A 22,740-nucleotide genomic window follows, 5' to 3' on the forward strand; every position below is an offset into this window, starting at 1 on the left:
CAATTATATTCCTTATGATGCCATTACGTATTTGTATCCTTTGGGTTTTTAGTGCACTGTTTGTCCTTTCCATTTCTATCGCACAGGAAAAGAATTATCGCTTTTTGCATCTTGATGTAAACGAAGGTTTATCCCAAGGTAGCGTTTTTGCCATTGAGCAAGATCACCTGGGCTTTATGTGGATTGGTACGCGGGATGGCCTGAATAAATATGATGCACGTAAGTTTACAATTTATAGAAGCAATCCCCAGGATAGCCTTTCCTTGGAACATAATTTTATACAGGCGATTACCCAGGACAAGAAACAACGTCTTTGGGTAGGAACAACAGGGGGACTTAATCTATACAATCGCAATGCCGATAATTTTACACGTATTCCTTTACCTGTGGTTGAGAGTACAAGTGGGAAAATAGAGGTAAATGTGCACCAGATTTTCCAAGATTCAAATGGCGTAATCTGGATTGCTACAAATGTTGGACTATATCGGATAAAAGAAGGCGCACATTTGCAGGCTGAGTTAGTTTTCAATGAGATCACAGTGGAAGGGAGCAATGGTCGTTCCTATTTTAGAAATTTTAGAACGATTTACGAGGATCGGAAGAAAAGGCTGTGGTTTTGCACGGACGATGCTATTGTCCTGATGCAATCTGCTTCCAGGGATGGCAATAGATTGAAAGTGTTGCGCACTTATTTTAGCCAGAAAGGATTGGTTAATAAAGTAAATCAGCGTTTTCAGGCTGTACTGGAAGTTACTCCGGGTGTCTTTTGGGTGGGAACAAAATATAATGGCATAAAAATAATCAATGAACATACAGGCGAAATTTCTTCGTTGAGTACGGATGACAGTCCTGCCGCAAATTTAGCCAATCAGGATGTACGCTCGCTGATGAAGGCTGATGATGGGAGCATCTGGATCGGAACATTCAATGGCCTCTATTTATATCAAAATGGGAAATTACTATTTATACAGGCTGACGATAACAATCCCAATAGCTTAAGTAACAACTCGATTAGACCAATTTATCAGGATAAAAGAGGATCTATCTGGATCGGAACTTATTTTGGTGGGGTCAATATCTATGATAAGGATATTCCTAATTTCCAAAATTTCACACATCAGTCTCGAAGGAATAGCCTGAGCTACAATGTAGTCAGCGCTTTTTTGGAGAATCCAAATGGCGATTTGGTCATCGGAACAGAGGGGGGTGGTTTGAACTATTTTAACCGATACGGCAATTCTTTTGTTAATGAACGGCATGACAAAAGTAGTGCTGGAAGCCTGAGCCATAATAATGTAAAATCCATCTGTCGCGATCGCGAGGGAAATTTATGGGTTGGTACTTATGACGGTGGATTAAATGTAAGACGTAAAGGCCAGCAGATTTATGAACATTTTCGTTTTGATCCCAATAACATCAATGGACTGGCAAATAATAACGTGTATGCATTGCTGGAAGATCGTCAGGGCGATATTTGGATCGGCACATTCGGCGGCGGTTTGCAGGTACAGCGGAAAAATCAAAAAACGGGTTATTTTCAGACCTTCAACGTTGCAGGTAAACAATTGAGCTCTAATATGGTGCGAGCATTAATGGAGGATTCCAAAGGTAACTTATGGATCGGTACTTCGAATGGGCTCAATCTTAAAATAGCAGGTACCGATAAATTCATTTCTTTTTTGAACCGTAAAAACGACTCACTTTCAATCAGTGGTAACGATATCATTAGTATTCACGAGGACCGAAAAGGGCAGATCTGGATCGGAACCTATATGGGCGGTTTAAATCGCTATCTGCCCGAAAAGAAAGCCTTTAAACGTTTCAATGAACAAAATGGATTACCTGTCAACAATGTTTTTGGAATCCTGAGTGATCAAAAGAACAAATTGTGGCTGAGCACGAATACCGGAATTACTTGTTTCGACCCGAAAGGTGGAACTGTTAGAAGTTATACAAAAGTGGATGGCTTACCGGGTAACGAGTATATTCAAAATGCAGCTACAGTGCTGCGGGATGGAAAATTTGCCTTTGGTAGCTTTTCTGGTTTTACGCTGTTCAATCCGGATAGTCTGAGTGTCAATAGCTATGTTCCGCCGATACAATTTACTGATCTTAAGTTGTTTAATCGTACCGTTAGACCTGGAGTAGATGGGGTAATTGCCAAAGACATTTCGATGATGGATGAATTGGTCTTAGACCATAATCAGAACGTATTTAGTCTTGAATTCAGTGTGCTAAACTATGTTCATCCTGAAAAAAACAGCTATGCTTACTACTTAAAAGGCTTTGATCAAGAGTGGAATTTTGTAAGCAATCCGGTCGCTACATATACAAATCTGGATCCGGGGAATTATGAACTCTGGATAAAAGGATCAAATAATGATGGAATCTGGAATGAAAAGGCGCGGGTTTTAAAAATAAAAATTCTTCCCGCCCCTTGGAAGACATGGTGGGCCTATACTGGTTATTTTCTGATTTTTGGTGTTATTGTGTTCTTGATTATTCGTTTTTTCCATGGGAGAAATATGCTAAAACGTGATCTTTTGATCCGAAAAATTGCATCTGAAAAACAGGAGGAGCTACATGAGGCCAAGCTCAATTTCTTTACAAACATTTCGCATGAATTCCGCACACCCCTGTCCCTGATTATAGGGCCATTGAACCAATTGAAAACAGATCGTTCTTTGTCCGCATACGCACAGGAACATTTAGGTTACGCTACACGCAATGCCGATCGCTTAATGAATCTCGTTAATCAATTACTTGATTTCCGAAAACATGAGGGCGGAAAAATGAAACTACATAGCCAGAAAGTTCTGGTAGTTGAATATCTTAAAAATGTTTTATTAAACTTCCATTTTATAGCGGAGAAAAATAATATCCAGTTTTTCCTTGATCATAATATTCCAACAGATTATCAAGCCTACTTTGACCCTGAACAGTTTGAGAAAGTGCTTGTCAATCTAATCTACAATGCCTTTAAATTTACCGATAGCGGGGGGAGGATAAAAGTGCAAGCTGAATTGGAGGGCAGAGCTGATGAAACGAAGTTACTTATTTCAGTATGGGACTCGGGTAGGGGGATTCCTGCAAAAGATATTCCATTTGTATTTGAACAATTCTATCAGGCAAATACCGAAGGATTTGTTGCCACAAGTAGTGGTATTGGACTTGCATTGTCACGATCCATTATCCAATTACATGGCGGTTTATTAACTGTTGAAAGTAATATGGCTACGGAACCGTTAAGCTATAATACGGTCTTTCGGATCAGTCTACCACAGCAAAATTTGTCTACGGATCCAACATCGACGGCTGATATTTTTAGTGAGTCTGCTGTCAAAGCTATTCCCGAACAATCTGAACAATTGATAGAAGAGCATGAACATAGCCCGGTAGAAATTGATCGGACGACGGATGATAAACCGATTATACTTGTTGCCGAAGATAATGTGGAGCTGAGATGTTTCCTTTGTGAAAATTTACGCAAGAAATATGTGGTTTTGGAAGCCAATGATGGAAATGAGGCGCTGGCCCTGATCCATGAACGGCAGCCCGATATTATTATTTCGGATGTGACGATGCCGAATTGTGATGGTATTACGCTGTTGCAGCAAGTGAAAAATGATAATAGTACAAATCACATTCCGGTTATTTTATTGACTGCGCGAACGGCGGATCCCTATATTACCGAAGCTTTCGAAGTGGGAACTGACGATTATATTACCAAACCATTCAGTATGCCACATTTGATTCAAAAGATATCAAACATCATACAGACAAGAAAACGTTTGGAAGAAAAGTTTGTTCAAAATTATCTTTTGGGGGGACATGTAACAGAGACAACTGAAAGAACACGCTTTTTGGATCAGGTATTACGTATTGTAGAAGAAAATCTAGGTCGAGAGGACTTTGGTGTGCAGGAGCTCACGCAGGCAATCGGGGTAAGCAGGTCGGTCTTATACCGTAAAATAAAACAGCAAACGGGCTTGAACCTGGTCGAATTTATCAATATGGTACGTCTGAAAAAAGCGGCGCAAATACTGTTGAGTGATAGCGAATTGAGTATTAGTGAAGTTGCCTATCAGGTCGGTTTCAATGATCCAAAATATTTTAGCAAAACGTTTAAGAAATTCTATAAAGAAAGCCCACGTACCTATATAGAGAAATTTAGTGTTAAAAATAATTAAGATAATTATATCATAAATCTTCATGTTATCAAAAGGACAATGATTATGAAAATTGATTTCAGGTTCGGTCGATAAGCTGAGTCAAGGGCGCCGACTGCTTCCTCAAGCAAAGCCAAATCAATAAAAAAAGGCATAAAAAAAGGTTTTCAAACGGGGAGAATGAAAACCTTCAATAACCAATTATAAACCTAAATTATGATGATACAAAACTAACTGTTTTTAACTTTATTCCAAAAATAAAATAACTCCGATATTGAAATGTGTAGCTTAAAATCTACAAGGATAATTATCTGTTTATTTTACAGCCTATTCGTTTTAGCTAGCTTGCTAATGAAAAGAAGAGTGAGCAAGCCCAGCACCGCAAATAAGGCGTAACCCAGTCCGATTTCAAGCTGCGACGAAGGGTTGACCAAGCTGACGGTACCATAACTTAAGGAAGATGTGACCAGGTAGGTAATTCCACCCACCAAGCCCCCGGCAATACCCGCGGACAAAGGAAATCTACCCAGGCAATAACTGAAATAGTTGTTAAATATAAATCCGGCTGTACAATGTATGGCAAATGCGAAAAATGTCAACGTGTATAAATTAGCTAAATAAGGGGAGATCACCATCATGCATACGACCAAGATGATCTGAATAAAATTCGCGATCCGCAATTTGGGGATGAGTGCCCTTTTGATCAATGCTTTTCCAATAAAGCCCCCACACATCCAGGCTAATCCCATGATAAGTGATGTATAGCCCGTGGTGATTGCCCCATAACCCAATTGGTGCTCGATAAAAAATGGGCCACTGAGGTTATAGAACATAACAAGTCCATAAGATATTCCGCACATCAATACGCCGAATGTGAAGTCGTTGGTCTTTAACATCATTTTAAATTCGCCGATAAGGTAACTGATATGCAACGGTTTTCTTTGTTTGATGGTCTCTCCCGAGAAGATCAATTCCAGCACAAAAAGTATGGCGCTATAGACTGCAAGGACCATGAAATTTGAACGCCATCCAAACTGTGTTTGAAGATATCCGCCGATAAAGGGAGCAATAATAGGTCCAATAGACCAGACGATGGTCATGATACTGAGGTAATGTTTGCGCTGATCACCTTCATACACATCCACAAAATAGGCCCGTTTGGAAATAACGACGAATGCAGATAGAATTCCCTGAAGAATACGCATGCCGTAAATAACCCAGATATCATGGGTGGTTGCAGTTATCCAAAAACTAAGGATAAAGAGAAACAGTGAAATCAGGTTGATTTTATATCTTCCCCATGCATCCACGAGCGCGCCCGTGAAGAATTGAGCTACACCGTAGCTGATGAGAAATAAGGACAGTGTTAACTGGATACGGCTTTCACTGAGACCAAGCTCTGCCGCCATTTGGGGCATCGAAGGGAGATAGATATCAGTAGCAAGACCTGTAATCGGAACAAGCGCAAAAGCCAGTATCGTTGGAACAAAAGATTGTCTGGGTTTAGTGTTTTTTTCCATCGTGATAATTTGTCGACAAAAATAATTCCATTGATGGATACAAAATATATAGAATTCAAATAAATTATTGTGAAAATCAAACAGCCCTATTATAATGCCTTTATAGCAAAAATATTGACCCTTTTGTGACGCGATACGGGGAACAGGTAGATCGTCTATTATTTTTATGTACGCTTTTTTTAACTTAACTTGTCTGATGATTTAGAGGAGATTATCTTCGTAAAGATATCTTTTTAACCAACATCAAGATGATGAATGACTTATTGCCAGAATTGAATGCCGAAATCGAAGCTATTTTCCCAAAGATTGTTGCCATCCGTCGGCATATACATCAGCACCCTGAATTATCTTTTCAGGAGTATAAAACGAGTGCCTATATCCGGGAGCAACTGACTGCACTTGATATTCCCTTTGAGATTGTGGCCAATACCGGTGTGCTTGCTATACTTGAAGGCGAAAAGTCTGCGAGTGAAAATATCGTGGTGTTAAGGGCCGACATTGATGCATTACCGATTCACGAGCAAAATAAGGTAGCCTATAAGTCCACAAATGAAGGTGTTATGCATGCTTGTGGGCACGATTTTCATACGGCAAATCTATTGGGGGCGGCTTCCATTTTAAATGACTATAAGGCGGAATTTTCGGGTAAAATTGTGCTATTGTTTCAACCTGCAGAGGAAAAAATTCCGGGTGGGGCAATCCAGATTTTAGAATCCGGCGTATTGGAATCTTTAGGTGGAAAAATTAAAGCGATTCTGGGACTGCACGTAAGTCCACGTGTACCGCTAGGGAAAATCGGTTTACGCCCTGGAAGGTTTATGGCTTCGAGCGATGAGTTTTATATAACGATCAAAGGGCGTGGTGGCCATGCTGCTGAACCACATCGGGCCATTGATCCGATTATGATTGCCGTACAGCTGCTCAGTACCTTACAGCAGGTGGTCAACCGCAAGGCTAATCCAGATATCCCATCCGTACTGACCTTTGGTCGTTTTATCGGTGATGGAGCCGCTAATGTTATTCCTGAGGAGGTAAAACTGTCCGGAACTTTCCGTACAATGGATGAAGCCTGGCGCAAAGAAGCATTGGAAACAGTTGCAGAAATTTCGCGGACACTACCGGTCGCTCTGGGAGCAACAGTGGAGGTGGAGGTTAGACATGGTTATCCCGCGCTGAACAATGATCCCGAATTAACCCAGCAAGTGAAAAATATTCTACAAACAGGTATGGGAAATGAAATTGTACAGGATTTGGAAATTTGGATGGCAGCCGAAGATTTTGCTTATTATTCTTACCAATATCCGGCCTTATTTATGCTGGTAGGGACGAATAATAACAAGAATGCTACCCAATATGGGCTTCACAATCCACAGTTTAACCTGGATGAACAAGCATTTAAAACAGGAATTTCAGTTTTTGTGAATTCTGCACTGTCCCTTTTGAACGAGTCTTAAATCAGTTATTGGCAACCGTAATTAAAAGCTCGCTATTGAAAATAGATACAGGGGAAATTACTGTTTCCTCTAATGGGATCCGATTACCGTAACGTTCTTTGAGTTTGCTTTTGACCTCGGCGCTACTGAGATCAAAATCTTTGAGTTTTTCCAGTTTGCCTACTTCGATTCCGGCACCGCGCTGATAGATTTTCCAGATCAGTTCCGAACAATAGATTCTGTTGTCTGACCATTCGAATGTTGCATCGTAGTTCCTGCCTAAGAATTCCGCTCCGATCCCCTTCATTTTGGTTAAAACGTCTGCCGATAGCACTTTGTTTGCTTCTCTAAGTCTTTTAATGACATAATGTTTGTTTTTTCCTCTGGCGATCCAATCCGTCAGGCCTGTTACCGTAACGGGTTGAATAGCCTCCAGTACATAAGGTTTTCCATCCTTATGAAAAATAAGACCGCAGTGCGAGTAAGGAGAACCCGTGGCTAGTTGTATAGCTTTACACTGCGGCGAGATGGATGACTGAAAGATCATGTCGCCATCTTTTAACTGAGGCAGCATTGCGCTACTTTTAACTTTTTTGTCTAAAGCTCCACTTTGTGCTTTCGTTGTGTTCATTTGCAGATAAGATCGCCCGATCATTAGCGTGCAAATGATTATCAGGACAAATACAGCGATTTTTTTCATATCCTCTAATTTTTGAACGGGTTGCGTGAGTTTTAAATAATGGATTTAGTGGCACCGTATTATTGGGTTAACGTATTTTTGTTATTGTTCGTATGCATTTATTGTGGAGTGTTGTTGGTGCCTATTTTTTACTTTAAATAGCAAGGCAGTTATTCAATACTTTTACCATCAATAAGAAGATTCGGTCGTTATTCCTCTTGGCTGAATATGCAAGCATTGTTATCAATCGGATTAATAGCTAGTAAAACGTTATTCAAAAAGATCAAATAATTTTTTGCATTCAGCTGTTTAGTAAATTGCATTGCATACAGTACGACAAGTTATTCATCATCAAATTGCGCTAAAATTGCCTCGATCTCTTCTGTAAGTTTATAGGAGTCAGCTTCCAATCGATCTATCTCAGTCTGAGTGGCAGGAGTGATCGGTACCTGCATCAATTTCTGATATATTTGTATATCCAGGTCAATATTTCTGAGTTTGAGCTGAAGTAAGTGTCGCCCTTGTTTGGTTTCTAAACATAATTGATTAAATGCCAGTCTTAAGCGCTCCAGTTCGGCAATTGCTCTGCTATGGTCACTTTCTCCCGCGAAACCATAATTAGGATATTTTTCACCCAATTGATGGAAAGCGTCGAGGTATTCCTGTTCTGATAAGGAATGTATATTCATGTAAAGCAGGTTATAGGCATATAAAGCTTCCTGATTTTCCGCAGTGATCGGAGTATCCTGATAATCTTGGACCAATTGTGTGATGTCCTGATATTCAGTTTGTAAAATAGCTTCAATATCCTTGTGGATTAAATCGGATGTATTCATACGAATAGTTTATTTATTATTATGATCAATTCGCTTGACTGTTTTTCTTTAGGACAAAGATCAGTTTTTCAGTGAAAGATACCATCCCTGTATTCAGCTAGTTTTATACGAAACCCGATCGGTAAGACGTCCTATTTTTTTAGGATTTTCGGGATGATTTGTACCAATGAAAGTTCTGTTGGAGACAAATAATCTTCCTGATCTTAATGGATAAAGTATTGTTTTTAAATATATTTTACTGATACATAGTGTTATATATGTTGTTTTTGGTTTGCTGAGTAAAAAATACTCAATAAATTTTGTTGGACTGAAAATAATGCGCATCTTTGTTGAGTAAAAAGTACTCAATTAGCGTATTTGTAAAAAGTAAAAAATGATTATACTAAATAAACATCAGCTTATCACCGAACAGTTTCCAAATGGAGAAACGAAAGTAAAGGATTTTGATCAGTTGATCAAAAAAGATAATTTAGTTGAATTTACCTATCAGGAAGACGGCGATTTAATCCGTTTGTTTTTTGTCAAGAAACGACTTGAGGAGGAAGGGGCGAGTTGTAAGTTATGGATTCGTTATATGCCCTATAGTCGTATGGACCGCAAAATTGAGGGCGACTTATTTACATTAAAATATGTAGCTGCATTTATCAATAACCTGCAATTTGACAAAGTATATGTTGTTGAACCTCATTCCGAGACAACAGTCACTTTGTTGGAAAATTGCGTAGCTATTTATCCAGCTTTGGACTTGCTACCGAAACTAATGGAAAAATTGAAATTTTCGGATAATGATCGAATTGTATTTCCAGATAAGGGTGCGGCTGCGCGCTACTTAAACAGTGGTTACCAAGACGCCTGTATCTTTGAAAAGCAGCGCAACCCGCAAACGGGACGTATCGAAACGATGGAATTAAAAACGGGCAGCATCACGAAAGGTGCTAAATGCATTATTGTTGATGATTTGTGTTCTGCAGGTGGAACATTTCTCTGGGCGGGAAAAATTTTAAAAGAAATGGGTGCAAGTGAAATCTACCTGTTGGTGACGCATTGTGAACCAAGGATTTTTAAGGGGGCATTATTGAATGAAGACTCGCCAATAGACCTTGTATTCACAACCGATTCGATGATGGATACAGCGCATCCCAGAATAAATTATATCAAACTAACAACTGAAAGCTATGTTTAGAGCAATGAGCAAAAATCCGATTCTCTGGACGGACGGTTACAAATTGTGTCACAAGGATCAGTATCCGGCGCATACCGAATGGGTATATGAAACCTGGACTCCCCGGATGTCAAGGATCGCAGGAATAAGCCATGTTGTATTCTTTGGATTGCAGGGTGCTTTGGCAGAGATCAGCAATTCTTTCGACGAGTATTTTTTCGGCCAACCTGAGGATACAGTTGTTGCGCAGTATGAGGAAGCCATTCGTGAAGTGTTCGCGATGACCAATCCTAATTTTGCCAACACACATCAGTCACAACACATACGCGATCTACATCGTTTGGGTTATCTTCCGATCAAAGTGAAAGCCTTGAAAGAGGGCAGCCTCGTGCCGATAGGCGTGCCGATGTTTACGATCGAGAATACCCATCCAGATTTCTTCTGGTTGCCCGGTTATCTGGAAACGCAACTTTCCGCTTATATCTGGTCACCAATGACCGCTGCGACTATCGCCGATCAATACAAGCGGTTGTTGACAGGTTTTGCTGAAAAGACAGGCGATATCAATAAAGTATTCACCCAAGCCGGAGATTTTTCCATGCGGGGTATGGGGTCACCTGAAACGGCTTATCGCACTGCTGGCGGACATTTACTTAGCTTCGGTATTTCTGCAACACTCTCCGTTCGGGAATACCTTAAAACATATTACGGTGCTACAAGTGATGTGATGATGTATACCCCTTCAACAGAACATAGTGTGATGTGTTCTTATGGTGAACAGGAGGTTGAAGCCTTCCGCCATTTGATTACGGAGGTATATCCAAGCGGAAATATTTCAATTGTGTCCGATACCTATGACTTGTGGCATGTCGTTGACCATGTATTACCGCAATTGAAAGAGCTGATTATGAACCGGGAAGGTAAAGTTATCATTCGGCCAGATAGTGGCGACCCTGTTAAGATTATCTGCGGTGATCCGGCGGCTGATCATGAAACAGTTCAAAAGGGAATTGTCGAACGGTTGTTTGAGCTCTTTGGTGGGACGATCAATGCAAAAGGCTTCAAAGAACTTGATCCGCATATTGCTGTTGTGTATGGCGATTCCATTACCGTGGAGCGTGCGACAAAAATCTGCGAAGGCTTGATGGCGAAAGGTTTTGCTTCGACCAATACGATACTCGGAATAGGTTCCTACACGTATCAGTATGTCACAAGAGACACCTTTGGTTTTGCGCTAAAAGGTACGGCTGAAATCGTGAATGGTCAGTTTAAAGCTATTCAGAAAAGGCCGGCTACAGATACAGGTAACTTTAAAAAGTCGCAGAAGGGTATGGTGGCTGTTATATTCGAAGATAACGATTTTCGTATGATAGACGACCTCAATCCAGTAACTATTGAACAATTGGATGAACGTAACCTGCTCAAAGAATGTTTTGTGAATGGAACATTTGTCAGCCCAAGTAATTTTGGGGAAATAAGAAACAGATTGGAAACAGAATCAGTAAGAGTATATGGAAAATAACCTAAGGAAACCGTTTTTCATCAATGATGAAAACGTTGCACAGTATGCCCAACAAATGGGGGCATGGATTGCGGGTCAGGTAAATGCGGCAAATCGTCAAGGTTTGGTGCTTGGCATGAGCGGCGGGATTGATTGTAGTGTGGTGGCTTGTCTATGCCATCTAGCGAAAGTGGATGTACATTTGGTCATGATGCCCTATGGCGGTGATATGAATAATAGCAAAAGCCATGCACATGCGATGGAGCTTATTGAAAAATTTGGATTCTCCTACCATATCTTTGATATTAAGCCAGCGGTCGATGCGCTAACGATCAATAACGATGCCTATATTGCAGCTTCAAGCGAATCCAACCGGATCTTGAGTTTGGCCAATATCCGGCCACGGGTTCGTATGACCTACCTCTATCAGTTTGCACAACTCGGAAGCCGTTTTGTGATCGGTACCGGTAATATGGCCGAAGCGACAGTAGGTTACTTTACCAAATGGGGCGATGGCGCTTATGATCTTAATCCTTTGGCGATGGTCACCAAGCAAGAAGTCTATACACTGGCAAAATACCTAGGTGTTCCCGAATCCATTCAATATAAGAGCCCCTCTGCAGGGTTATGGGAAGGACAGACGGATGAAGAAGAATTGGGTATGCGCTATGCACAGATTGACGCGTTTATTCTGACCGGAACCTCTGGTGACCCAGCAATAGATGCATTGATCCAGCGACGCCAGCAACAGTCTGCGCATAAATTTGCTCCAATTCCAACATTCAAGGGCTAGTAGAAAAACTATATGGATAGGAATCTTTGGGTTTAACATGATAGTTAAAGGAATGTATATTTAAAATGGAGTAATTTCCATTTGACAAATGGTATAGGATCATTACAGTTTATTTATACATCGATAGGATACATAAAATACATAATTACTGACAGATGAAAACAAGATATGAACAGATCGTTGATGTAAGGAAGATCGCATCCGAAAAAGGAGATGATATTCCATCAATGGTGTCATTAGCGGGACAGGAGCAAAAGCTGCCTGCTTCTTCGGATAAGCAACGTACATTGCTTCTGGCTATTGACTTACAAAATGATTTTATGGAATCTATTGGTAGTTTGCCAGTAGCGGGCTCGCGTGCTGACTTACAGCGATTGACTCAATGGATATACAACAATATGGGATCTTTGACTCAGGTCATGTGTAGTCTTGACTGCCATTCACTGCTGCAGATTTTCCATGCAGACTGGTGGGTGGATAAACAAGGAAATCAGCCTAAACCTTTTACGGTCATCCGCTACCGGGATCTCATCAATGGAACCTGGGCTGTCGCCAATGCAGATACAGCAGAGCAATCCCTGGCTTATCTTAAAAATTTAGAAATCGAAGGGAAAAAGGAACTGTGTATCTGGCCTTATCACTGTCTGGAGGGCAGTACCGGAGCACAGCTGGAAAGTCAATTTACCAATATGCTCTATTTTCACAGCGCTGTACGTCAGGTCAAACCCATCTTGGTCTATAAGGGACAGGATCCCTATACTGAAATGTATGGCATCATCAAGGCCGAATACGACGGCAATAAATTTGTCAATCGTGCGGTGCTCGAGGCTATCGCGGCTTACGATGCCATTTATATCGCTGGACAGGCATCAAGCCACTGTGTATTGGCATCTGCGGTGCAGATATTGGAATATTTTGCGGAGGATAAAGCGATTACGTCCCGCATTACACTACTGATCGACTGTATGTCACCTATTGCTGGTTTCGAAGAATCTACACTGCAGGCTTTTGAGTCACTGCGTGAAAAATACGGCATACAGATCAAAAAGTCCACAGAAGTAATTTTATAAAAAGATGGTCAGTACTCCAAAAACATATAACTACGAATATCCCAGGCCCGCAGTTACAGTCGATTGTGTGATCTTTGGTTTTGAAAAAAATCAGCTTAAACTGTTATTAACCAAACGGGCGATAGAACCTTATTTAGGGAAATGGGCGTTTCCAGGTGGCTTTATTCAGGAGGATGAGACCGCGGATGAATGTGCACTGCGTAAATTGTCCGAAGAAGCTGGGCTCTGTGATATCTTTCTTGAGCAACTCTATACTTTTTCGGGGCTGAACCGTGACCCGCGGGGACGCGTTATCAGTATAGCCTATTATGCCTTAGTTAAACCCACAGAATATACATTGGAAGCAGGTCTTGACATTGATGCGGTGCAATGGTTTAGTTTGGAAGAGGTTGCTGATTTGGCTTTTGATCATCAGCAGATTTTGTCTGTCGCCGTCGAACGCCTAAAAGGTAAAATCCGTTACCAGCCCATCGGATTCGAACTGCTGCCAGCGCAGTTTACCTTACCAGACCTGCACAAATTGTATGAAACGATTCTGCAGCGTTCGATAGATCGAGGTAATTTTCGCAAAAAAATACTGAGCATGGATCTGTTGATCGACCATAGCAACATGCAAAAGGACAGACATGCCCGTGCAGCAAAAATCTATAGTTTTGATAAAGAAAAATACGAAAAACTAAAAGAAACGGGATTTTACTTCGAAATCTGATTATAGCGTGGATGCATCAGGCTCTTGAAATAATAAAACATCCGATGGAAAGGATAAACTCGGGCCGTGTGCTGATGATCGATTTAATCGAAATGATCCGCCAGGTATATTTAAATATTAGCGACTACAAGTCGAATATGGATTGTTATGACGCTTAAATTAACTGAGCCGCTGTATTAGGTGACTAAAATACGATATTCGAGATATCTTAATGATGGACTATGATGAATAAAGTACTTTATTGCGTAGGTATTGTTTTGTTGATATGTTCTGCATGTGAACAAAGCCGAGTAAAAAATGCTGCCCTTCCCATGACAGAGCAGCTTATCGGAAGCGAAAACGCAAGTGTTGATTCACTCGTGTTTCAAGATAAAATGATCCGAATTTATAAGATAGATTCCATCAGCTTTTTTAAGGAACGGCAACAGGCCGATTATAGAAGAGATACTATCGCTTCAATCAGTGATGTAAAAGTCGCTAGAAAATTATTGCAAGGGCGTGTCATATTTGGAGACTATATTCCAGGTAAGGACATGGAAATTGATACACTCTTGGAAGGGAATCTAATTGCTCAGGTACGGCTTAATGATGGTCGCTTACTAACGGCCGGAAAAACAGAAGGTGCCATTGATCTGTTGGAGAATGTGTTTGTAAAATATTTCCCGTCCGAGGAGATTTTGTTGTTGGAAGGCGGGCATACCACAGATCAGGCAATTGATTTGCGTCAGGGAAAATGGGACGTGGAAGAAATCGGCAATTTAGACTATGTCTATTTCTCTAAGCATAAGAAATATAGATTGAATGGCATGTTTAACGGACAGGAATGTTCCAGTTATTTTTTGCAAAAAAAGGAAAATGAGGTCTATCTGACCTATGCGCAGATTCCGTTAGACTGGACTGATAACTTTGAATTATGTACTTTAAAAGAGATCTTTTGGAAAGAGGACCGGCAAGTATACTTTCGCAATTTTTTTTATGGAGCACCAGATGATGAGCGGGCAGGTTTTTATAGGGTAGATATTATTGCCGAAAATTGATAGCAACAACCGACATAAAGCTGTGGAATAAAAAATTACATATCGGATTGTCAGCTATTATTCAATATCAACCCATTTTTTCTCAAAGTAAATTGTTGCAACCGAATAGCCACTGGAATCGATCAGCTCAGCTTCAATAAAATCATCTTTTGTCCGCAGGTATTTTAGCTTGAGGCCTTTGTTATCCAATCCTGATGTCTCATAATATGCGCCAAATTTGAGCTGGAAAGGGTTATTTTGCACATCATTCGTAAAAATAGAGAACAATAGCAGTTTTTTTGACTGAATATTTGGCTTTTCGTAACCAAAAAAACGATGGTCTACTCGGATATTCGCCCGTAAATGTATGGTACTATCTGCGGTACTGAGATTGACTTGTGCCTTTGTTAATTCATCCGATTCAAGAATACTTTCTGTATTCGCCTGATCAATGCTGTCCAAACGGGATAGCGTCGGTGCTTTAGGTTGCTGAACTAGCGTATCCTTGCTATGGCTGACTTTGCTAGCCGGTAGGGCTGACTCCTGTTTTTTTTGCTGTTTTTCCTGGCAGGCGGAGCTTGCAAACAAGATCAGCAAAGGCATAACACGATAGCGCATAAGATGAATTAGAGTTATCATTTCATTATTAAACAAAATCCAGTTCAAAGTTGCGGAAAATCTGTAAAAAGAAAAATCCCTGTTTTCCGTTAAGTGGAATATTTAATAATAGCTGTATTTTTACTGCTTCAGCAACGGTATTTGTGGTTTTTATCGCATTTACGTATTAAATATGTTCTAAGACTATCGCGAATCAGATTATGGCACATCGCATTTATATATATAACGTAAATCCCAAAACAAAAGAAACATTTGAGGGCCATCTAGCCGAATGGAATTATGAGATTCCTGCCTTGATGCTCCCATTATTTTCTTCAGGTATCCGTGCCCGGGGTACACAGCTCTATGCCAATAAGGAGGAAGGTATTGCAAGATTACGCTATTTTTATACGCTGCTCGCTGATGTTTATCAATTACATTACAAAAATAAATATACCGAACCCGTTAATAAGATGTTCGAATTTTTGGAAAGTTTACCGTTTGATACTTTTCAAATCGATGGCCGGGATGTCTTCAATATGAATGAAGAAAAACATGCGGAACAGGCGAGTGATTGGGTTGATGAAATCAGGAGCACAGGAGCATTATATACACAGGCCTTTGAGCAACAAAATTTGGATCCGCTACAGGAAATCTTGCGACTGTCTGGCTACAATACTTTCCTGGAGATACTCGAAACAGACTGGATTAATTATGGCTTAGGCCTATGGGAAGAACATGCTTTTAAGAAGGAGCAAACCGAAGCCTTTGAAGAAAATGGAAAACAGGGGTTAAAAGATAGCTTTGGAAATATCCTCGTTGCTGCAAAATATGATGAAATATTTGAGTTTAATGAAGCAGGAATTGCTGTGGTTGAACTGGATAACCGATTTGGTTATATCAACGAGCGGGGAGAAGAAATCGTACCCTGTCAGTATGTGGATGCATTCGATGCTCAGGTCATAGATGGTGTTAATTATGCTGAAGTTGAAATAGAAGGTAAGCGTGGGGTATTGCATATTGCAAGCAAACAACTTTCTTTACCGGCTGTCTATGACGAATTGGATTGGTTTGCCCATGGTTTTTTGAATGCGAAGCGGGGAGATAGTTATTTTCTTTTTGCTGCTGATGGGACTTTGATTGTTACTGAACCCGCTGCTGACCCTTTTGCTTATGATTACAGGAAACTTTTTTACAATCGGCAAAAGGGCACGATGAAGCGAAAATATTTTCATATGGATGGCCGCTATTTCGGCAGTTTTTTGGAAGACAGCCTACAGGCTCTTACTTATGGCTACTTCTGGATCAAACCGAACAAGCTACAGCGGAAGATTTCGATTATCAAACCGGATGGAACCGTACTTGACGAAGAAATTGACCGTATCATCGGTTTGGATGACTATCGTAGTCTTGCATACCTTAAAGATAAAAAATGGCAGATTTACTCACTTGCTCATGACTTATTCCGTTTGGTCGATCGGTCGATTGATAAGATTTTGGTCGATAGCATTAAAAACTTTCGGAAAGATGTCTTTGTTGTCGCCTGTGCCGAAGGGCAGGGGATATATGAAGCTTATCTGGATCAATGGCTGCTCGAACCTGATGCGTCTTATCTAAAAATAGAATATTGCTATATGGACTTTATGCGTATCCATGAGTCCGAAGGAATGCGCTATTTTGATACAAAAGTGAATTTCTATAGCGAACTTTACGATTATGTCAGTGCGCCGATTCATGATCCACATCCGGAACGAAGCGAAGGTGAATTCTTACTCTTATTTAAAGGAGAAAGGCTGTTTTATGTAGATCAAAAACGAAATATTGCTGAATTTCCCGAAACAGCATTTGGTCGTTTGTATTCCGAAAAATATAATTTGCAGGGAACTGACCAGAGTTATTTTGTACAGTTCTATCAGGCTTGGACAAAACGGAAGGGAGCAGGCTTCGAATCTTATCTTGATAACGAGACACTATACGAAAAAGCACGTAAACTAAACTGGGCCGGTAAGATAGCCGAGGCTATACCCTTGTTGACCGTAGGCGCTTCTCGAGGTAGTGCCGACTGTCAGTACCTACTCGGAAATATACATAGTGATACAGATCTGCCGGACTATCTGGATATTCCCAAGGCAATTGGTTTCTATGAACAAGCTGTGAAGCAGGATCATGCCCAAGCTTGGACTAATCTAGGCTTTATCTACGCTACAGGGCTTGGTCTGCCGCCTGATATTCCCAAAGCCTTAGCGGCTTACCAAAAAGCCGCGGCACTTGGGGAAGGGCAGGCAATGAGTAACCTTGGTAACTGGTATTATGAAGGAGAGCATCTTGAACAGGATTATGGGCAAGCCTTGCATTATTTTAAGCAGGCTGAAAAAAAAGGCATCGACAACGATGTACAGATAGCTGAAATTTATTATCAACAGAAAGATTACGCTAATCTTTTACGTTATCTGAAAAAGGATAATGCGGGACAGTATGCTGCAATTTATTATGGGATCTTGTATGAAGAAGGCTGGGGTGTCAAACCGAGTATGGTAAAGGCGCTGCGTTACTACGAACAGGCAAACGAAAACGCTACCTATGCTTATGCCGTCAATCGTCTCTTGTATTACTATAAAAATGGAACGTTTGCAGATGCCGCTAAATACAACTTTTGGTTGGATTTTGCTAAAAACAATGACGTTGATATTGAAGAATAAAAAAGAATATGGCACATCGAATTTATATTTATAACACAGATAAAAAAGATCAGGCGTATTTCCATGCTTATTTGGGTGAATGGAACTATGGCATTCCAGATCTGTTGCTGCCCTTGTTTGCCGCAAATCCAAAAGCGAAAGGTACCTTAGTATATGCTGAAAAAGAAGCGGGTGTTTTAAAATTGCGGAAATTCTACGATCTGCTTATTCAGGAATACAACTTGATATCCAACGCTGCAGTTCTGTTGACCATCGAAAAAATGTTCGATTTTCTGCATGGACTTCCTTTTGAATGCTTCCAGATCAATGCGCGTGATGTTTTTAATATGGCTGAGGTTAAACATAGCCAACAAGCAAAGGATTTTGCTTTTGAAATTTATGAGAAGAACCTGTATTACGAAAAAGCAATAGAGAAGCAGTCGTTATCAGTGCTTTATCCTATTTTGAGTCGCTCAGGCTATGATTCTTTTTTAGCGATGTTAGAAGCTGAGTGGAGCAACTATGGGTTGGGCTGGTGGAATACGGAAGCGATTGATAGTCTTGATAACCAGTTTTTTGAAGAAAATGGACGCTGGGGAATCCGGAATGCGAGGGGTGAGGTGAAAGTTGAACCCTGCTATGACGAGATCGGAGACTTTGATTACAATGGCTTTGCAGTTGTTGCGAAAGAAGGTTTGTTTGGTTATTTAAATAGAAAGGGCGAAGAGACCATTCCTTGTATGTACGCCTCTGCAGCGCCTGTACAGAGCGGCCGTGGCAGGATTGTAGGAAAAGTGAGTTTAGCGGGCAAATATGGCTTGGTGGACGTGGAGACTGGCGCTACAATTATTCCCTTGAACTATGCGGTTTTGGACGATTTTGCTTATGGATTTTACCAGGGACAGCGGGACGGAAAATATGACATTATCGATGCGGAAGGTAAGGGCTTGCATACGGCAGGTTCTGATGAGCCTTTTGAAATAGACTACGAGGGCTTTATTTATCAACCGATAGCGGATAGCAAACTACGTAAATATTATTCCAATCAGGGTGTTCTATTGGGCGAGTATCCAGCAGGGGTTTTGAACGAATTGTTGTTTGATTTTTACGCGGTCAATTTAAACAATAAAAAAAAGAAATCAGTCCATGCGGCCGACGGCTCCCTTTTGGTAAAAGATGTGGCTGTGCTAAATGCCATGAATGGGCTGAGTGCATTATATTACCTTTCGGAAGGCAAATATTTTCTGTATGACCTCGCTAGCAAGGTTTTTTTGCTGCAAGATCTGACGATTAAATCTATACAGGGAGGTGCAGATTTTGGTAATGGTGCCTATAATTGTTATATCATCCAAACCGAATCGGAAAGAGGAATCTATCACACAGAGACTAAGAGCTGGCTGATTCCATTGTCAGCACATTATGCCGCAATCAGCTATGCGCTGATGGACTATTTTATCCTGCAAGATCAGGTGGGCGGGTATTATTACTACGATACTGATAGCAAAGAACTGAGTGAATCCTTCGATTTCATCTGTGGTAGTGTACGGCATTATCAAGATCTAATGATGTTGCGCGACGGCAAACTGTTCAATAAAGGATATGAGGGATTGGAAGAGGTGCCCCAAGATCAGTATGGATATTATATCAAGGCACTGGACAAGCTGGAAGGAAAGGAACTTGAGGTTTTTGACCATTTTTTCGCCCAGTGGAAATCGGATCGGGGCATAGATTTTGAATCTGCTTTTGATAGTTATACATTGTATCACATGGCCATGGATTGCCGCAGAAATGGAGATGTCGAAAGTGCTATCCGTTACTTTACATTTTCAGCTGATCAGGGCAATGAAAGCAGTATGTATGAACTCGGTAATATCTATACGGATACCGATAATCAAGATAAACATTTTCTGGACCTGAAAAAAGGAATTGCATACTATGAGCGGTCTGCCGGAAAGGGGTATGCAGCTTCTTGGAATAGCATCGGTTATCTATACCAGCATGGAATAGGCTATACATCGGATCTAAAAAAAGCTTTTGAGGCCTACAGCAAAGGGGCTGATCTTGGGAATGGCTATGCATTATCCAACTTGGCTTATTTCTATTTTAGTGGAACCTATGTAGAGGAAGATCTTGAAAAAGCATTGGATTACTACAAAAAAGCGGAGTTGAAACTGGTTGAAAATAATCGCAATATTGCTTCGATTTATTACAGTTTAGATGACTATGAACGTCTACTTGTTTATCTGAAGAAAGATAAAGCGGATAGTTATTCCAATATTTATTACGGTTTGATGTATGATGCGGGTTTAAAATTTAAAAAGGACAGAAAAAAAGCCATTCATTATTTTGAGCGGGCAAATCGTTATAGTGTCTATGAGTCTGCTACAGAAAGCTTATTGGATTATTATAAAAATGATCCCGACTTTATGGATCAGGAAAAACATGCCTACTGGTCGGACTTTGCCCGACAACACGAATTGGATATTGAACCCGAATTGTTAATTTGGGCGGATGAGAAAAGTGGGGGAGTAGAAGTACAGGACGAACCTACAGGAAATAGTAGTTCATCCTTTTTTAGTAAACTGTTTAAAAAGAAAAAATAACCTACACGATGTTATCTTCTGCGAATTTAGATTTCACAGGTATGCTGATCGACCTAGCCTTTATGCTGTTTTTCGGCATAGGCGTAGGTTATTCCCTGATTGTGGGGATTATCCATATCATCCAGAAAAAGACCAAAACGTTCGGCTATTATCTGCGGACGTTTTTGATCGCCGGTATTGTAGGCCTTGCTTTGGGAGCCTTTGGCGCCTTTATCGTTGTGTTGTGTTTGATGGCCTAGTTGGATCACTACAATTTGATTAAGGGGGAGTGTCCTAAACGGTTAGACACTCCTATTTTTCCTGTATTTTATTTGCTTAGCCCTCGATCTTTTTTTGGATATTCCATCGTAAAGTGTGTATTTACCTATAGATAGGTATATCGCTGAAACCAATATCAACTGTTATAATGCGCTATTTTTCGCGTTGACGATATGCATCAAATGGTGATTACAGTGCCAGGCATAAAGGCCTATATTTACTTTAAGGGAAATATACCGTTTGGTAGCCGGATGAATAAATGCCCGTTCCAGTTGTTCGTCACTCAGACTCTTTAGCAGGATTTCCCAACGTTGGTGTAAGCCTTCCAATAATCTTAGGGAACTTTCAATGGGGTTATGTTTGGCATCTGGAAGTTCTGCCCAAAGGTTTTCTTCATAGAGTTTTATCGTTGGATCATCTTCTGTCAGCGCTAGCTTAAAACGGATAAAGCTATTCATATGGCTATCAGCGCAATGGTGTACCACCTGTCTTATGGTCCAACCGTCTGGGCGATATCGTTTCTCCAAAGCGATGTCAGGCAGGTCGCTGACTTCGGATTTAAGTCGTGCGGGGAAATCTGCAATTGTTTTTATCCAATCATTTAGTAGTTGCTTATCAATATAATCTGGCACGGCAAAGCGGCCTATGGGATACCGAAGTTTTTCTAATTCATGTTGCATGGTTTAAATTTAACGAAAATTGCTTCAAGGTTGCTATGTTTTGTGCGTAAAGTAACGTTAAATCCTATTTTGGACTTTAGTTAATGAACTTATGTGATTTGGATGACAGGAAGAATTGTGGTAATTTCGGCAATTCAAGATGCGCCGCTTTATTCTTCTTGTTATGGCAGATGAGGTAGTAAAGGCGGTAAATACGGTTTGTTTTGAAAATAAAGCACAAGGAATGAAGAGTCTAAATGAGTTGATTAATCCGACGGATTCAGGATGGGGTCTGGTCGAAGAATGGATGAAGGGAGCAAGCAATTCTTATGAGGTACTGCCCCGAAACCCAAAACGAGCAGATGAAGAGTTGCTAAGAGCTCAGATTACCACAAAATCACCTATGGGTGCTATTATTTATCAAACCGGTGGAATACTCATCGATGGTGGATGGCTGCGGATCCTAGGCTCAGGTTCGCCTAAATTGAATCGAGGTATTATGGAGTGGAACAAAGGGAAAAGCTTTGACAAAGAAGGGGAGAAAGGTGGTTTTTTGTTAATTGCCGATGATGTTTTAGGAGGCTATTTTGCGATTAATGCTGGAGCTTTGGGCGAGGGCATAGGACAGGTCTATTATTTTGCGCAGGATACCTTGCAATGGGAAAGTCTGGAGTGTGGCTATGCTGATTTTATTTATTGGACTTTGAAGGGTGATATTCGTCAATTTTACGAAACATTTAAATGGAAGGAATGGATTGAAGACGTTCAAAAATTGGATGGAAATCAGGTCTTTTCATTTTACCCTTTCCTGTGGACAGAACAGGCCCGCGACCTTCGTAAGGTTGATAGAAAAGTAGTGCCGATTGACGAAAACTACCATTTCACGATGGAGTTTGCTGGAGGAAGATAAACCTGTTATCAGTTGGTGATCAAGAAGTTTGCAGTACCGTATATGGTGACTTTTCAGCCTTCGCTTTAATTTTGAACAATAAATTTAGTTGAGCGTATTTAATGCTGAAGTGCTGATCGAATACCTGTTGGGACATATTCAAGATAA

The 22,740-nt window shown here is 40.6% G+C and carries 17 protein-coding genes; 12 read left to right on the plus strand and 5 right to left on the minus strand.

Going from position 1 to position 22,740, the window contains the following annotated elements:
* The first annotated feature begins 14 nt into the window (after positions 1 to 14).
* On the plus strand, positions 15 to 4,190 hold the full coding sequence (locus ABDW32_RS01060; protein ID WP_343558684.1) for a two-component regulator propeller domain-containing protein: 4,176 nt from the start codon (positions 15 to 17) through the stop codon (positions 4,188 to 4,190).
* A 299-nt stretch (positions 4,191 to 4,489) separates the two neighbouring features.
* Here ABDW32_RS01060 and ABDW32_RS01065 read toward each other — a convergent pair whose 3' ends face one another.
* Positions 4,490 to 5,689: an MFS transporter gene (locus tag ABDW32_RS01065; protein ID WP_343558685.1), complete on the minus strand. Its 1,200-nt coding sequence runs from the start codon at positions 5,687 to 5,689 to the stop codon at positions 4,490 to 4,492.
* Positions 5,690 to 5,937: 248 nt separating this feature from the next.
* Here ABDW32_RS01065 and ABDW32_RS01070 point away from each other — a divergent pair, with 248 nt between their 5' ends.
* The gene (locus ABDW32_RS01070) at positions 5,938 to 7,143 is read left to right on the plus strand and encodes an amidohydrolase (protein WP_343558686.1); all 1,206 of its coding nucleotides are present in this window, start codon (positions 5,938 to 5,940) and stop codon (positions 7,141 to 7,143) included.
* Between the two features lies 1 nt (position 7,144).
* On the opposite strand, the gene ABDW32_RS01075 is transcribed toward ABDW32_RS01070, so the two are convergent.
* The gene (locus tag ABDW32_RS01075) at positions 7,145 to 7,822 is read right to left on the minus strand and encodes a YiiX family permuted papain-like enzyme (RefSeq protein WP_343558687.1); all 678 of its coding nucleotides are present in this window, start codon (positions 7,820 to 7,822) and stop codon (positions 7,145 to 7,147) included.
* A 320-nt stretch (positions 7,823 to 8,142) separates the two neighbouring features.
* On the minus strand, positions 8,143 to 8,637 hold the full coding sequence (locus tag ABDW32_RS01080) for a hypothetical protein (protein WP_343558688.1): 495 nt from the start codon (positions 8,635 to 8,637) through the stop codon (positions 8,143 to 8,145).
* Between the two features lie 373 nt (positions 8,638 to 9,010).
* On the opposite strand from ABDW32_RS01080, the gene ABDW32_RS01085 reads away from it, so the two are divergent.
* The 6 genes from ABDW32_RS01085 (at position 9,011) to ABDW32_RS01110 (ending at position 14,909) form a co-directional block, all read left to right on the plus strand.
* Positions 9,011 to 9,820, plus strand: coding sequence for a phosphoribosyltransferase family protein (locus ABDW32_RS01085; protein ID WP_343558689.1), 810 nt, complete (start codon positions 9,011 to 9,013; stop codon positions 9,818 to 9,820).
* Between the two features lie 4 nt (positions 9,821 to 9,824).
* Entirely contained in the window at positions 9,825 to 11,321 is a 1,497-nt protein-coding gene (locus ABDW32_RS01090; protein ID WP_343558690.1) for a nicotinate phosphoribosyltransferase, read from the plus strand.
* On the plus strand, positions 11,311 to 12,093 hold the full coding sequence (gene nadE / locus ABDW32_RS01095) for an NAD(+) synthase (RefSeq protein ID WP_343558691.1): 783 nt from the start codon (positions 11,311 to 11,313) through the stop codon (positions 12,091 to 12,093). The genes ABDW32_RS01090 and nadE overlap by 11 nt, the downstream gene beginning before the upstream one ends.
* Positions 12,094 to 12,248: 155 nt before the next feature.
* On the plus strand, positions 12,249 to 13,163 hold the full coding sequence (locus ABDW32_RS01100) for a hypothetical protein (RefSeq protein WP_343558692.1): 915 nt from the start codon (positions 12,249 to 12,251) through the stop codon (positions 13,161 to 13,163).
* Between the two features lie 4 nt (positions 13,164 to 13,167).
* Entirely contained in the window at positions 13,168 to 13,872 is a 705-nt protein-coding gene (locus tag ABDW32_RS01105; RefSeq protein WP_343558693.1) for an NUDIX domain-containing protein, read from the plus strand.
* A gap of 221 nt (positions 13,873 to 14,093) precedes the next feature.
* Positions 14,094 to 14,909, plus strand: coding sequence for a hypothetical protein (locus ABDW32_RS01110; RefSeq protein WP_343558694.1), 816 nt, complete (start codon positions 14,094 to 14,096; stop codon positions 14,907 to 14,909).
* Between the two features lie 57 nt (positions 14,910 to 14,966).
* Here ABDW32_RS01110 and ABDW32_RS01115 read toward each other — a convergent pair whose 3' ends face one another.
* Positions 14,967 to 15,527 (minus strand): hypothetical protein, encoded by a 561-nt coding sequence (locus tag ABDW32_RS01115; RefSeq protein WP_343558695.1) that lies wholly within the window; start codon positions 15,525 to 15,527, stop codon positions 14,967 to 14,969.
* A 179-nt stretch (positions 15,528 to 15,706) separates the two neighbouring features.
* Here ABDW32_RS01115 and ABDW32_RS01120 point away from each other — a divergent pair, with 179 nt between their 5' ends.
* From ABDW32_RS01120 to ABDW32_RS01130, 3 genes are read left to right on the plus strand one after another with little or no spacing between them, the layout of a single operon-like run.
* Positions 15,707 to 18,184 carry an SEL1-like repeat protein gene (locus tag ABDW32_RS01120; RefSeq protein ID WP_343558696.1) on the plus strand — a complete coding sequence of 826 codons (2,478 nt, stop codon included), beginning with the start codon at positions 15,707 to 15,709 and terminating at the stop codon, positions 18,182 to 18,184.
* 8 nt (positions 18,185 to 18,192) lie between these two features.
* On the plus strand, positions 18,193 to 20,766 hold the full coding sequence (locus ABDW32_RS01125; RefSeq protein ID WP_343558697.1) for a tetratricopeptide repeat protein: 2,574 nt from the start codon (positions 18,193 to 18,195) through the stop codon (positions 20,764 to 20,766).
* Between the two features lie 8 nt (positions 20,767 to 20,774).
* A complete protein-coding gene (locus ABDW32_RS01130) occupies positions 20,775 to 21,005 on the plus strand; it encodes a hypothetical protein (protein ID WP_343558698.1) in 231 nt (76 codons plus the stop codon).
* A gap of 162 nt (positions 21,006 to 21,167) precedes the next feature.
* On the opposite strand, the gene ABDW32_RS01135 is transcribed toward ABDW32_RS01130, so the two are convergent.
* Positions 21,168 to 21,704: a YfiT family bacillithiol transferase gene (locus ABDW32_RS01135; RefSeq protein WP_343558699.1), complete on the minus strand. Its 537-nt coding sequence runs from the start codon at positions 21,702 to 21,704 to the stop codon at positions 21,168 to 21,170.
* 163 nt (positions 21,705 to 21,867) lie between these two features.
* On the opposite strand from ABDW32_RS01135, the gene ABDW32_RS01140 reads away from it, so the two are divergent.
* A complete protein-coding gene (locus ABDW32_RS01140; RefSeq protein WP_343558700.1) occupies positions 21,868 to 22,593 on the plus strand; it encodes a DUF2625 domain-containing protein in 726 nt (241 codons plus the stop codon).
* Positions 22,594 to 22,740 lie beyond the last annotated feature (147 nt).

It is taken from the genome of Sphingobacterium sp., from assembly GCF_039596235.1.
Taxonomy (GTDB): domain Bacteria; phylum Bacteroidota; class Bacteroidia; order Sphingobacteriales; family Sphingobacteriaceae; genus Sphingobacterium.

Coding starts and splice junctions, on each gene's coding strand:
- ABDW32_RS01060 (WP_343558684.1), top strand. CDS start 15: ATGATGCCATTACGTATTTGTATCCTTTGGGTTTTTAGTGCACTGTTT.
- ABDW32_RS01065 (WP_343558685.1), bottom strand. CDS start 5,689: ATGGAAAAAAACACTAAACCCAGACAATCTTTTGTTCCAACGATACTG.
- ABDW32_RS01070 (WP_343558686.1), top strand. CDS start 5,938: ATGATGAATGACTTATTGCCAGAATTGAATGCCGAAATCGAAGCTATT.
- ABDW32_RS01075 (WP_343558687.1), bottom strand. CDS start 7,822: ATGAAAAAAATCGCTGTATTTGTCCTGATAATCATTTGCACGCTAATG.
- ABDW32_RS01080 (WP_343558688.1), bottom strand. CDS start 8,637: ATGAATACATCCGATTTAATCCACAAGGATATTGAAGCTATTTTACAA.
- ABDW32_RS01085 (WP_343558689.1), top strand. CDS start 9,011: ATGATTATACTAAATAAACATCAGCTTATCACCGAACAGTTTCCAAAT.
- ABDW32_RS01090 (WP_343558690.1), top strand. CDS start 9,825: ATGAGCAAAAATCCGATTCTCTGGACGGACGGTTACAAATTGTGTCAC.
- nadE (WP_343558691.1), top strand. CDS start 11,311: ATGGAAAATAACCTAAGGAAACCGTTTTTCATCAATGATGAAAACGTT.
- ABDW32_RS01100 (WP_343558692.1), top strand. CDS start 12,249: ATGAAAACAAGATATGAACAGATCGTTGATGTAAGGAAGATCGCATCC.
- ABDW32_RS01105 (WP_343558693.1), top strand. CDS start 13,168: ATGGTCAGTACTCCAAAAACATATAACTACGAATATCCCAGGCCCGCA.
- ABDW32_RS01110 (WP_343558694.1), top strand. CDS start 14,094: ATGATGAATAAAGTACTTTATTGCGTAGGTATTGTTTTGTTGATATGT.
- ABDW32_RS01115 (WP_343558695.1), bottom strand. CDS start 15,527: ATGATAACTCTAATTCATCTTATGCGCTATCGTGTTATGCCTTTGCTG.
- ABDW32_RS01120 (WP_343558696.1), top strand. CDS start 15,707: ATGGCACATCGCATTTATATATATAACGTAAATCCCAAAACAAAAGAA.
- ABDW32_RS01125 (WP_343558697.1), top strand. CDS start 18,193: ATGGCACATCGAATTTATATTTATAACACAGATAAAAAAGATCAGGCG.
- ABDW32_RS01130 (WP_343558698.1), top strand. CDS start 20,775: ATGTTATCTTCTGCGAATTTAGATTTCACAGGTATGCTGATCGACCTA.
- ABDW32_RS01135 (WP_343558699.1), bottom strand. CDS start 21,704: ATGCAACATGAATTAGAAAAACTTCGGTATCCCATAGGCCGCTTTGCC.
- ABDW32_RS01140 (WP_343558700.1), top strand. CDS start 21,868: ATGGCAGATGAGGTAGTAAAGGCGGTAAATACGGTTTGTTTTGAAAAT.